We start from the raw sequence: 12148 nt of genomic DNA, 5'->3' as shown, positions 1-12148 counted from the left end.
GCGTGACCCTCCGACTGCACGACCTGGACCTGCGGGGCTTCGCCTCGGACAACTACGCCGGCGTCCACCCCGAGATCCTCGCCGCCATCGCCGCGGCCAACGACGGCCACCAGATCGCCTACGGCGAGGACGTCTACACCGCACGTCTCAACGAGGTGATCCGCGAGCACTTCGGGTCGCAGGCAGAGGCGTTCCCGGTGTTCAACGGCACCGGCGCGAACGTCGTCGGGCTGCAGTCGATGCTGCCGCGGTGGGGAGCGGTCGTGTGCACCGCGACCGCGCACATCCACACCGACGAAGCCGGTGCGCCCGAGCGCGTCGCCGGCATCAAGCTCCTGCCGGTCGAGGCACCCGACGGCAAGCTGACGCCCGAGCTCATCGACCGCGAGGCCTGGGGCTGGGGCGACGAGCACCGTGCCCAGCCGCTCGTCGTGTCGATCACCCAGACCACCGAGCTCGGCACCGCCTACACGGTGGACGAGGTCCGGACGATCGCCGACCACGTCCACTCGCTCGGCATGAAGCTGCACATGGACGGCGCCCGCATCTCCAACGCCGCGGCGTCCCTCGGGGTGCCCCTGCGCGACTTCACCACCGACGCCGGTGTCGACGTGCTGAGCTTCGGCGGGACGAAGAACGGCATGCTCTACGGCGAGGCGATCGTCGTGCTGAACCCCTCGGCGTCCGAGGGGTTGCACTACCTGCGCAAGATGAACATGCAGCTCTCGTCGAAGATGCGGTTCGTCTCCGCCCAGCTCATCGCCCTGCTCAGCGACGACCTGTACCTGCGCTCCGCCGGGCACGCGAACGCGATGGCCGCCCGACTGCGCGGTGCGCTGGAGGCCGGCATCGCCGACGGCAGCATCCGGGGTGTCGGCTTCAGCCAGCAGACCCAGGCGAACGGCGTCTTCGCGACCCTGCCCGCCGGGGTGGCCGACCGGCTGCGGAAGCACTTCCGGTTCTACGACTGGGACGCCAGCCGCAACGAGGTGCGGTGGATGTGCGCGTACGACACCTCGGAGCAGGACATCGACGACTTCGTCGCGGCGCTGACGCGGGAGCTCGACGCCGCCTGAGCCGGCACCGTCCGGTCCGGCGCGCACCGGTCGGGCGCGCGCCGAGTCGGCACCGGCGGTCGGTTCACCCGAACGGGATGACCCGCACGACGATCGCCACCACGAGCATCGCCATCGCGACCACGGCGGCCCGCCACAGCACCTTCCGGTGGTGGTCACCGAGGTTCACGTTGGCCAGGGACACCAGCAGCAGGATCGCGGGGACCAGCGGGCTCTGCATGTGCACCGGCTGCCCGACGACCGAGGCCCGCGCCATCTCGGCCGGTGTGATCCCGTACGCCGAAGCGCTCTCGGACAACACCGGCAGGATCCCGAAGTAGAACGCGTCGTTGCTCATGAAGAACGTCAGCGGCATGCTCAGCACACCGGTGATGCCCGCCAGGTACGGGCCCATCGAGTCCGGGATCACCGCGACGAGCCAGTCGGCCATCGCCGCGACCATCCCGGTGCCGTCGAGCACCCCGATCAGCACCCCGGCGGCGAACACCATCGACACGACACCGACGATGCTCGGGGCGTGCGCGACGATCTGCGCGGTCTGCTGCTTGAGCTGCGGGAAGTTCACGAGCAGGGCGATCGCCGTGCCGATCATGAACACGAAGTGCAGCGGCAGGAGCCCCAGCACGAGCGCCACCATCACCGCGACGGTCAGCGCCAGGTTGAACCAGATCCGCTTCGGCCGCAGGGTCGGACGGTTCGGGTCGAGCATCGTCTCGGCCATGGTGCCGGTCCCCGTGCCACCCTCGTCCCCCGAAGCCGCGCCGTCCACGCCATCGCCGTCCGCACGTCGACCGTCGGCCTTCCCGCCGCGCAGTCCGAGCGCGACCGTGGGGCTCGTGAACATCCCGCCGCCGGTCCCGCCCACCGCCGCGAGCACCCGTGAACCGGCCCGGGCGTTCGCCCGCTCCGGCACCCGCGCACCCCGCGAGGCCTCGGTGAACTCGATCAGCCCGAGGCGCTTCCGCTCCCGCAGGCCCATCGTCCACGCGAACGTGAAGCACAGCAGCAGCCCCACCACGAGCGACGGCACGAGGGGCACGAAGATGTCCGTCGGGTCGATCTTCAGCGCGGCGGCGGCACGGGCGGTGGGACCGCCCCACGGCACGATGTTGAGCGTTCCGTTCGTCAGACCCGCCACGCACGTCATCACGACCGGGCTCATGCCGAGCTTCAGGTAGATCGGTAGCATCGCCGCCGTGACCACGATGAACGTCGTCGAGCCGTCCCCGTCGAGCGACACCGCACCGGCCAGCAGAGCCGTGCCGAGCACGATCTTCGCCGGGTCGTTGCCGGTCACCCGCAGGATGAACCGGACGAGTGGGTCGAACAGGCCGACGTCGATCATCAGCCCGAAGTACATGATCGCGAACATCAGGAGCGCGGCCGTCGGTGCCAGCGTGCCGATCGCCTCGGTCACCATGTCGCCGAGCCCCAGACCCGCCCCCGCGAACAATCCGAACACGGTCGGCACGATGATCAGCGCGAGCATGGGCGACATGCGCTTGGTCATGATCAGGACCATGAAGGTCAGGACCATCGCGTACCCGAGGATGACGAGCATCAGGACTCCTTCGTCCGTGTCTGGCAGTCCGGGCACGCTACGACCCGGCCTGGAGGCGCGGCGCGCTTCTGCACATTGGCGCACCATCGCGCGTTGACCGCTTTCTGCGCATTGTGCGCAGGCACGTCGGCTCACCCTCCGTACGCTGGGGTCGTGACCGACGACCGTTCACGGCGCCCCAGGCTCCGCTTCGCCACCGAGGTGCTCGTGCTGCAGCTCGCCGTGGTGGTCGCCGTCGTCGCCCTGACCAGTGCCGTGTTCGTCCGGATCGAGGTCACTCGGCTGGAGCGCGCTGCCGAGGGGACCGCACTCGCGATCGCACAGAGCGTCGCCGCGCAGTCCGACGTCCGGTCCGCGGTCGCCCGGCTCAGCGTCGACGGCACCGACCTCGACCCCGCGGCCCTCGCCGACGGGCCCGTCCAGCGAGCGGCACTCGCTGCCCAGCGCCGGACCGGGGCACTCTTCGTCGTTGTCACCGACGACCGGGGCATCCGGCTGGCCCACCCCGACACCGACAGGATCGGCGAGATGGTGAGCACCTCCCCCGACGCCGCACTCGCGGGCCGCGAGACCGTGTCCTGGGCGCGCGGCACGCTCGGTGAGTCGGCGCGGGCGAAGGTGCCCGTCTCCGCGCCCGCAGCCGGCGGGGCGGAGACGAGCCGGGCCTCCCGGCAGTCCGCCGTCGTCGGCGAGGTGAGCGTCGGGTTCAACCGGGCACGCGTCTACGACACCCTGGTCGAGGACAGCATGCCGGTGATCGGTGCCGGGCTGGCGGCGGTCCTGCTCGCGGTGATCGCCTCGGTGCTGATCCGACGCAGGCTGGTGCGGCTGACGCTCGGGCTGCAGCCGGAGGAGCTCGTGACGCTCGTGCAGAACCAGCAGGCCGTGCTCGGCGGCGTCGGTGAGGGCGTCATCGCGATCGGCCCGTCGGGGGTCGTCACCGTCTGCAACCCCGAAGCCGTCCGACTGCTCGGGATGGCCGATCCGGTCGGCCGTCCGGTGTCCTCCCTCGACCTGCCCGCGCCGCTCGGGTCGATGCTGGACGTGACCACCGCGGCTCCGGCGAGCGCCACGATCGTCGCCGGGCACCGGGTGCTGCTCGTCGACGTCCGCACGGTGTTCCGCGACGGACGCGACCTGGGCCGGGTCGCCGTCCTGCGCGACCGCACCGACGTCGAGGCCCTGACCCGGCGACTCGACGCCGTCGGGGCGATGAGCACGGCGCTCCGCGCGCAGCGCCACGAGTTCGCGAACCGGCTGCACGCGATCTCCGGGCTGCTCGACATCGGCGAGACCGCCCGGGCGCGCGCGTACCTGGCGGACGTGCAGGAGCGCGGGCCGCTGCGCTACCCGGTGCAGCACGCCGACCGGCTGACCGAGCCGTACCTGCAGGCGTTCCTCGGGGCGAAGGGCGTCGAGGCCGCCGAGCGTGGGGTGCTGCTGCGGATCGGAGCGGAGACGCTCGTGCGGGGGACGATCACCGAACCGGGCGACGTGACGACCGTGCTCGGCAACCTGGTCGACAACGCGGTCTCGGCGGCCCTCGACGGGGACGAGCGGTCGCGGGACGGCCGTTCCCCGTGGGTGGAGGTCGAGGTGCTCGACGACGGCACGACGCTGCACCTGTCGGTGATGGACTCCGGGCCGGGGGTGCCGGACGATACCGCGGACTCGCTGTTCGTGCGCGGGCCGGCGGCGGCTCCTGCGTCGGAGGACGTCTCGCAGGTGCACGGGCTCGGGATCGGGCTGCCGTTGTCGCGGGAGATCGCCCGACGGCACGGTGGCGACGTGTGGCTCGCCTCCCCCGGCGGTGACGACCACGGCGCGGTCTTCTGCGCCCGACTGGAAGGAGTGGTGTCGTGAGTTCCGTCTTCACCGTGTTGGTGGTCGACGATGACTTCCACGTCGCCGACCTGCACCGGCGGCAGGTCGACGAGGTACCGGGGTTCCGGGCGCTCGAACCCGTCGGGACCCTCGCGGCCGCCCGCTCCGCGCTGTCGAGCGGGACCGTGGACCTGGTGCTCGTCGACGTGTACCTGCCCGACGGCAGCGGGCTCGACCTGCTGCGGTCGATCGACACCGACGCCTTCGTGCTGAGTGCCGCCTCGGACTCCGGCACCGTTCGCCGGGCGATGCGGAGCGGGGCACTCGCCTACCTGATCAAGCCCTTCGCAGCCGGGGTGCTGGCCGAGCGGCTGCAGGCGTACGCGCGCTCGCGGAACGTGCTCGACGAACGCTCGACCCTCGATCAAGAGGCCGTCGAGCGGGCGTTCCGGATCCTGCACGCCGGCGACAGCGGTGGGGCGTCGCCGTCCCGGGCGGCCACGGCGGCGCTGGTGCTCGAGCAGCTCGTCGCCGGTGAGGAACGATCTGCCGCCGAGGTGGCTGCGGCGATCGGGGTCTCGCGGGCGACGGCGCAGCGGTACCTGGCGCAGCTCACGGCGGACGGGACCGTGGCGATGCAGTTGCGGTACGGGGCTGCGGGGCGGCCGGAGCACCGGTACGTGCGGCGGTGACGGGCCCTGCTGCCCTTGCGTATTTCACCGGATACCGGCAGGTTTGGTCTGACGCGCTCCGATCTCAGCCACACGCGAGCGTGATGACCGCCCCAGAAGGAGATCACGTGATCGCGATCGAGATGGCAGCCGCCGTCCTGACCATCGTCTTCGTCGTCCTGCCGGCGCGGGGCACCATCGGCAGGAACGGGCTCGTGGGCATCCGTACCCGGGCGACCATGCGCAGCGACGAGAGCTGGATCATCGGCCACCGAGCAGCGATCGTCCCGACGAGCATCGCCGGCGGCGCGACGGTGGCAGTGAGCCTGGTCTACATCGCACTCGGACGCGCCGACGACATCCCCGCGTTCGTCGCGTGCGCCGCGATCCTCGTCGGCGGAGCCCTCTGGGGCGTGGTGGCCGCAGGACGCGCGACCAGGTGACGGCGAACGCGGGGGCACGGGCGTGGTTCAGCGCCGACGCCGTCGAGCTGCTCGAGATGGTCGGCCTGTACCTCCAGGTCGTGGCGGTGCCGCACACCCACGCTGAAGATTGGCCCTTCCGGCCACCTCGGGAGCGGCGGACGCCCTAGCCCTGCCCCTGGTCCGTGAGGCGCCATCCGGACGCCGTCTTCGTGAAGCAGAAGCTCCACGTGCGCGTCCCGTTCATCGGCTCCGATTCCTCCGACGCTCGACTCGTCACCGTCGTGTCCACGCAGGACTCCGTCTTGTGGCCAGGGTTGAACGGCACCGATTCCGCCTTGTCCGCGACGGTGTACTTCCGCAGCGTCGGGTTCCGGCACCACGCCCACGTGCTGTCGAGCGTCAACGCCTTCGTCACGTCACACCGCTGCGCCTTCGCCGCAGCCAGGTACACCTTCGTCACCTCGACAGAGGTTGCGGACGACGGCGGCAGGCGGGGCGAACTGCACCCGGTCACCAGCGCGAGCCCCGACGCCAACACAGCGGTCACGAGGAGCGAGCGCTGCACGAGCAGGAGCCGTCCGTGCGGTCTGCTCAAGCGCATCAAGTCCACCCCTCACGGCGCCGCGGACGGTCCGCTGGTCTCGCCCAGCAAAGCGCACCACCGCGATCAGAGCCATGAGCACCCCCACAGCCAGGTCCGCCACTGACGGACTGGAGGCGCGGGGCGGGGCCGCACCGGGCCTCCAGTCCGTCAGGTGGTCACGCGACGATCTGCACCTGCGTGGGCACGTCGGTGACGGCGAACGCGGTGGACGTGCCGCGCACGTCGACGCGGTAGTCGCCACGGAAGCCGCGGACCTGCACCCGACCTCGGTCGTCGGTGCGGAGCACCGTCGGGCCGAGCCACCACTCCTCCTTGACCAAGCGGCGGAGCGCGTCGTAGGACGGCTTCGGGCTGCCGTCGGCGCGGACGAGTCCGATCGGGGCGCCGAGCCAGGCGCCGGCGTCGGTGATGCCCCAGTAGGTGATCGCCTCGACGGAAGGGTGGCCGACCAGGCTCCGGTAGTGCCGTTCGATGTCGTCGGCCTGGCGCGCCTCGCCCTCGGGCGTCGACGGCCACGAAGCGACCTGGTGGTCGTTGAGGTCGACGATGTGCGCGGGCATGAGGTCACCGGAGACGAGCGAGGTCTCGGTCAGGTGCAGCGGCAGGCCGTAGCGGGCGAACCGGTCGACCATCGCGAGCATCGTGTCCTCGCCCCAGTAGCCCTGGTGCATGTGGGTCTGCAGTCCGATGGCGTCGATCTGCACGCCGGCCTCGAGCACGCCCTCGATCAGGCACTCGTACGCACTCGACAGGTCGAAGTCGTTGAGCAGCAGGGTGGCGTGTGGATTGGCGGCGCGGGCCTCCTCGAAGGCCATCCGGATCATCGGGATGCGGCCCTTGGCCCGGGCGAGCGGGGTGATCGCGTTGTCGCCGTTGTCGAACACCGGCATGATGACGACCTCGTTGATGGCGTCCCAGGTGTCGATCGTGCCGGCGAAGGCGGAGACCTCGCGGCGGATGCGCTCGCGCTGGAGCTGTTCGACCTCGTCCAGTGGGAGCCCCAGCAGCCAGTCGGGCTGCACGGTGTGCCAGATGAGCGGGTGCCCCTTGAGGGCGATGCCGCGGTCGCGGAACCACTGCGCCGTCGTCAGGAGTCTGGCGGTGTCCGGGGCTCCGCGCTCGGGCTCGAAGCGGCCCCAGTAGAACGGGAGCGTCGCGGTGTTGAAGACGTCGGTGTAGAGGTCGGCGAGGTGCTCGGTGCCTGCTTCGTCCTGCGCTTCGGCGTTGGCTTCGCCGGTCGCTTCGCCGGTCGCCTCGCCGTTGGCCAGTTCGATGAAGTCGAAGCCGATGTTGCCGAAGGCGAAGGCATGGCCGGTCTGCTCGACGGTGATGTCGGCATCGGGGATGGGATTGCCTTCGGCATCGACGACCGTCAGGGTCGTCTCGCCGAAGCGGTGCTCTGGTGCGTGCGTCATCGCGCGTCCTCCGACGTCGTCGTCCGGGATTTGTTGTGCGCGCAAACATAGCAGCGGGGATCGTCGCCGTCACCCGGAAGACGGCCGGGGGTGAGAGGATGCGTTCGCATCCGCACTGCTGCGGGGCGCACGGCATCAGTGTCGGGCCGGAAATCGATGTCAACCAAGACCGAGTCGGCCTTGCTGTGAGGTGGCCCCCGTGGTCTTGTTGGAAGCAGAACGTGCAGGCGCCCTGCGTCGCGAGCTGGAAGCCGCGCGTGCGGACGGCCACACGCGCACACGGCTGGAACCGTTCCCGAGCCGCGCGGGCGCACGATGGCTGCTCCGGCTCGCGTTCGCCGTCCCGTTCCTCGTTCTCGCAGCCGTCAGCGCCGACCCCACCGTGGCCGACGTCACCGTCAACCGCTCCGTCGTGGACCACGTCGCGACACTGAGCTGGGACCGGGCGGACGTCTCGTGGCTCAGCGAGCTGTACCCGCCGCTGGGCACGATCCTCGTGCGGCTCATCCCCGGTGGCGCCGCCGGACTCGCGGTCGCCGGGGCACTGGTCGCCGGGATCCTGCTGCAGCAGCTGCTCGAGGCCATGGTCCAACGACGCTTCCCGTGGTGGAAGAGCACGGTCTTCCTCGTCGCGATCGGCGCGAACCCGCTCTTCGCGTACACCGCCACGGGCAACTTCGAGGCGCTCCTCGGCATCGCGCTGTTCGGGATCGGCGCGATCAACATGGTCCGCTTCGTCTCCAGCCGGAACACCAAGGCCGGCTTCGAGTCGGGGATCCTCTTCATGCTCGCGGCGTTGGCGGACGCTTCGGGGCTCGTCCTCGTGGTCGCGGCGGCGATCACGGCCCCGCTGCTCTCCGTCGCACGGCGGAGCGAGTCGGGCGCGAGATGGTCGAACGTGCTCATCGTGCTGTTCCCGACCATCGCGGTCTTCGGTGCGGTGATGTTCCTCGAGGCACTGTTCGGACGGAACCCGTTGCTGGTGTTCCAGAACGCCGTCCACTACGACCCTGCGCTCTGGGGGCTGGTCCCGGAGCTCGTCACGACGCTCAACGGGCTGCTCATCCTCGCCCCGGTCGCGAGCGGTTGCGCCCTGGCATTGCTGAGTCGTCGGCCCGGTTCGGTCCTGATCTCGGTGTTCGTCTTCGGGGCGCTGATCATCGGCTACGTGGGTGGTCTCATCCCGGTGAACTCCGCGGGCAACGTGTTCCTCATCATGACGATGATGGGCATCGCCGTGGTCCCCGCCGCCCGGACCACCCGGGTGAGCGGCCTGATCGCCGCCGTGGGCGCCGCGCAGATCGTGATCGCGTGGGCGGCTGCGTTCAACCGGCCGATCACGCTGGAGTGGATGGCCGCCATCGGTGACTCCCTCGGGTGGTGGTGACGAGTGACGACCCCACGCCTCTCCGGGCTCGGCCGGCACACAGCCATGTCCCGACCCGATGAACTCACCGAGCTCGAGGCCTCCGGGATCGACCCGGCGTTGCAGCGCCCCGGATCCGGGCAGCGGTACCTCGCCGAGGACTGGATGCCGGTCCGCGTGCTGCAGGACGGCAGCATCCTCGTCCTCACCTCCAGCCGGGCCGACGACGCCGCACTCGGGGATGCGTTGTCCGAGGAGCTCGGGGCTCCGGTCACGTTCGTCTCCGTCGACAGCTGGACCCTCCGCCGTGCCGTGCTGAGCCAGTTCCACGGGGCCGTGGCCGATGCCGCTGCGAACGAACTCCATGACCGGAACCCGACGCTCTCCGCCCGCGTCGTCTTCTCGCGGTCACAGAAGGCCTCGGGCATCGTCCTCGCCGTGATCGCCTTGGCGTGCGGGATCATCTGGCCGGTCCAGACCGCGATCGCAGCGCTGATCGCAGCCAGCCTCGTGTTCCTCGCCGGGACGGGCTTCAAGTTCGTCGTCGCCACGCAGGGAGCCCGCTACGACGTCGTCGAACGGATCACCGACACCGAGGTCTCTGCCCTGGACGACGCCGACCTCCCCGGCTACACCGTCCTCGTGCCCGTGTTCCGCGAAGCGAACATCGTCGCCCAGCTGATCGACAACCTCGGCGGCCTGGACTACCCCGTGCACAAGCTCGAGGTCATCATCCTGACCGAGGAAGAGGACCAGGAGACACGGGACGCGATCGCCGCGGCGAACCCGCCACCGCACTTCCGCGTCATCACCGTGCCGAAGGGACACCCGCAGACAAAGCCACGTGCGTGCAACGTCGGACTCTACGTCGCGACCGGCGAGTACCTCGTGATCTACGACGCCGAGGACACACCAGACCCCGACCAGCTGAAGAAGGCACTGATCGCGTTCGAGCGCGGTGGCGAGGCCACGGTGTGCGTGCAGGCGGCACTGAACTACTTCAACGCTCGCGAGAACGTCCTCACCCGCATGTTCACGCTGGAGTACTCCTACTGGTTCGACTACATGCTGGCCGGTCTGGACCACGCGTCCCTGCCGATCCCCCTGGGCGGCACGTCGAACCACTTCCGCACGGCATCGCTCATCGAGCTCGGCGGCTGGGACCCCTACAACGTGACCGAGGACGCCGACCTCGGCATCCGGGCGAGCGCCGTCGGGTACCGCGTGGGCGTCATCAACTCCACCACCATGGAGGAGGCCAACACCTCGGTGCCGAACTTCATCCGGCAGCGGTCCCGCTGGATCAAGGGCTACATGCAGACCAGCTTGGTCCACGCCCGTCGGCCGCTCGCACTCGTCCGTGAGATCGGAATCATCCGGTTCGCGGCGTTCGTCCTGCTCATCGCGGGCACCCCGGCGACGTTCCTCTGCGTGTTGCCGTTCTACGCGCTCACCGCCGTCACGTTCTTCCTGCCACGGGAGACCGTCGACGCACTGTTCCCGGTGTGGGTGCTGTGGCTGTGCCTGTTCAACTTCCTGGTCGGCAACGCGATCATGATCTACCTGTCGATGATGGGCCCGTTCAAGCGCGGGACCTTCCACCTGATCCTCTGGTCGCTCCTGAACCCCGTGTACTGGACGCTGCACTCCATCGCCGCCTACAAGGCGCTCTGGCAGCTCCTGACCCGGCCGCACTACTGGGAGAAGACGGAGCACGGGCTGACGACTCAGGGGTCTGCGACGGTGACGTCGCCCGACTCGCCGCGCTGAGCGGGAGGCCCGCCAGGGAAGCGGCTCCGGTTCGCCGGAGGCCCACGAACGGGAGGATGCAGCAGGCCGCCGCCGTAGGGGACACTTGCCACGACATGCGCACTCCGTTCCTCCACGCCCGCCGAGGCCTTCGACGCAACACGGTGATCATCGGCGTCGCCGTCGTGGCCCTCGTGTCACTCACGGCCTGTTCTGATCACCCGACGCCGGAGGAGAACGACAAGGCCCACTCCGACTGGATGCAGCGCGTGCAGGCCCGGTGGGCCGGACAACCTGGCGGACTCGGCAGCGGTGCCGGCACCAACGATTCATCCAGCCGACTCTCCCTCGGCACCGACGGAGCCGGAGACCGTGCGCGGATCCGCGTCTCGATCACCTGCCAGGGTAACGAAACCGTGCAGATGGCCGTGAGGGCCGGACGCATCGGTGCGAACGGGTCGGAGACGGGCAAGCGACTCACGTCACGCTCCGTCCACTGCGGACACGACGAGGACCTGTACGTGGTCACGTCGAGGGCGGCGATCACGATCGGCCCGACCGCGGGAGACGGCAGCGTCGGCTGGTACGCGGCGGCCTACGGCGATCTCGCTGCGCACACGCGCTGAGCAAGCACCGCAACAGCGGAAGCGCTTCCCGCCAAGGGCGCAGGCCGATCCTGCGACCGGGCCGGTTTCCGTCGACACCACACGGCGGCCTGGAGGCGCGTGGCGGCGCCGCCACGCGCCTCCAGGCCGTCTTCCGGTCACGTCGGGAGCGCGCCGGCGCGTCCCTTGAGGATCGCACCTGCAAGGTTGCGCTTCGTATTGATATGCAGCATTCTGAGCGAGTCCACCGTGATCATGGTGACGAATTGGGGAGGAAACACATGAAGAAGACCCTTTCGGTCGCATCCGCAGTCACGACCGTCGCAGTTGCGGCGGGACTCTTGATCGCTGCACCCGCCCATGCTCAGACCACGACGCCGGTCGAGCTGCCGACGAACGTCGTCGTGGACGAGAGCTTCGATCCCACCGGGGAGGTCGTCATCGCCGACGACGGGCGGTCCACCCGTTCGGGGAACTGCAAGGACCGAGCGTTCGCCGTCGTCGCCAAGATGACCCAGTCACTCAACGGCTGCAGCGTCATCGGCTCGAAGGCTTCGACCCAGGTGCAGTACAAGTGGTACAAGCACCAGGGCAACTCGAATCCCTGCATCTGGGGGAAGTCGTTCAACTCGCGGCACGCTCCGACCTGGACGACCCTGAACTGCGGGACCGGGCGCTCGAAGTTCGTCCCCTGGGGCAACGTGGCCGCCACCAAGAAGATGAAGGGCCTCACGGGCACCGGTTGGGCCGGCGTGCAGTGGCAGTGATGCCCCAACGAACGCGGCGACGCAGCATCGAGGCCGTTGCCTCGATCTGCGTCGCCGCGGCCGCTCTGTCCGCGTGCTCGTCAGG

General features: G+C 69.9%; 11 protein-coding genes. 9 read left to right on the top strand and 2 right to left on the bottom strand.

The window, feature by feature from the left end; all coding sequences use genetic code 11:
• Positions 1-2: 2 nt before the first annotated feature.
• Positions 3-1076 (top strand): threonine aldolase family protein, encoded by a 1074-nt coding sequence (locus HP445_RS04740; RefSeq protein ID WP_071245082.1) that lies wholly within the window; start codon positions 3-5, stop codon positions 1074-1076.
• 64 nt (positions 1077-1140) lie between these two features.
• Here HP445_RS04740 and HP445_RS04735 read toward each other — a convergent pair whose 3' ends face one another.
• Positions 1141-2637: a CitMHS family transporter gene (locus HP445_RS04735; RefSeq protein ID WP_128780723.1), complete on the bottom strand. Its 1497-nt coding sequence runs from the start codon at positions 2635-2637 to the stop codon at positions 1141-1143.
• 153 nt (positions 2638-2790) lie between these two features.
• On the opposite strand from HP445_RS04735, the gene HP445_RS04730 reads away from it, so the two are divergent.
• The 4 genes from HP445_RS04730 to HP445_RS04715 all read left to right on the top strand — a co-directional run bounded on the left by HP445_RS04730 (position 2791) and on the right by HP445_RS04715 (position 6264).
• The gene (locus HP445_RS04730) at positions 2791-4500 is read left to right on the top strand and encodes a sensor histidine kinase (protein WP_128780722.1); all 1710 of its coding nucleotides are present in this window, start codon (positions 2791-2793) and stop codon (positions 4498-4500) included.
• Positions 4497-5153, top strand: a complete 657-nt coding sequence (locus HP445_RS04725) for a response regulator (protein WP_128780721.1) — start codon at positions 4497-4499, stop codon at positions 5151-5153. Before HP445_RS04730 ends, HP445_RS04725 begins: the two co-directional genes overlap by 4 nt.
• A 107-nt stretch (positions 5154-5260) precedes the next feature.
• Entirely contained in the window at positions 5261-5575 is a 315-nt protein-coding gene (locus tag HP445_RS18510; RefSeq protein ID WP_164941188.1) for an SdpI family protein, read from the top strand.
• Positions 5576-5766: 191 nt separating this feature from the next.
• Positions 5767-6264, top strand: coding sequence for a hypothetical protein (locus HP445_RS04715; protein ID WP_128780718.1), 498 nt, complete (start codon positions 5767-5769; stop codon positions 6262-6264).
• Between the two features lie 52 nt (positions 6265-6316).
• On the opposite strand, the gene HP445_RS04710 is transcribed toward HP445_RS04715, so the two are convergent.
• Positions 6317-7576 carry an endo-1,4-beta-xylanase gene (locus tag HP445_RS04710; RefSeq protein WP_128780717.1) on the bottom strand — a complete coding sequence of 420 codons (1260 nt, stop codon included), beginning with the start codon at positions 7574-7576 and terminating at the stop codon, positions 6317-6319.
• Positions 7577-7775: 199 nt separating this feature from the next.
• On the opposite strand from HP445_RS04710, the gene HP445_RS04705 reads away from it, so the two are divergent.
• The 4 genes from HP445_RS04705 to HP445_RS04690 all read left to right on the top strand — a co-directional run bounded on the left by HP445_RS04705 (position 7776) and on the right by HP445_RS04690 (position 12063).
• Positions 7776-8963 (top strand): hypothetical protein, encoded by a 1188-nt coding sequence (locus HP445_RS04705; RefSeq protein ID WP_111030669.1) that lies wholly within the window; start codon positions 7776-7778, stop codon positions 8961-8963.
• A 45-nt stretch (positions 8964-9008) separates the two neighbouring features.
• Positions 9009-10712, top strand: a complete 1704-nt coding sequence (locus HP445_RS04700) for a glycosyltransferase (RefSeq protein ID WP_217499715.1) — start codon at positions 9009-9011, stop codon at positions 10710-10712.
• A 56-nt stretch (positions 10713-10768) separates the two neighbouring features.
• Positions 10769-11317 carry a hypothetical protein gene (locus tag HP445_RS04695; RefSeq protein WP_128780715.1) on the top strand — a complete coding sequence of 183 codons (549 nt, stop codon included), beginning with the start codon at positions 10769-10771 and terminating at the stop codon, positions 11315-11317.
• A gap of 260 nt (positions 11318-11577) precedes the next feature.
• Positions 11578-12063: a hypothetical protein gene (locus tag HP445_RS04690; protein WP_111032710.1), complete on the top strand. Its 486-nt coding sequence runs from the start codon at positions 11578-11580 to the stop codon at positions 12061-12063.
• The last annotated feature ends 85 nt before the right edge of the window (positions 12064-12148 follow it).

Source organism: Curtobacterium flaccumfaciens (genome assembly GCF_013359815.1).
In the GTDB taxonomy this organism is placed as follows: domain Bacteria; phylum Actinomycetota; class Actinomycetes; order Actinomycetales; family Microbacteriaceae; genus Curtobacterium; species Curtobacterium flaccumfaciens.
Note: the sequence above shows the minus strand (reverse complement) of the source record. Positions and strands in the feature narration are given on the sequence as shown.

Coding starts and splice junctions, on each gene's coding strand:
- HP445_RS04735 (WP_128780723.1), bottom strand. CDS start 2,637: ATGCTCGTCATCCTCGGGTACGCGATGGTCCTGACCTTCATGGTCCTG.
- HP445_RS04690 (WP_111032710.1), top strand. CDS start 11,578: ATGAAGAAGACCCTTTCGGTCGCATCCGCAGTCACGACCGTCGCAGTT.
- HP445_RS04695 (WP_128780715.1), top strand. CDS start 10,769: ATGCAGCAGGCCGCCGCCGTAGGGGACACTTGCCACGACATGCGCACT.
- HP445_RS04710 (WP_128780717.1), bottom strand. CDS start 7,576: ATGACGCACGCACCAGAGCACCGCTTCGGCGAGACGACCCTGACGGTC.
- HP445_RS04700 (WP_217499715.1), top strand. CDS start 9,009: ATGTCCCGACCCGATGAACTCACCGAGCTCGAGGCCTCCGGGATCGAC.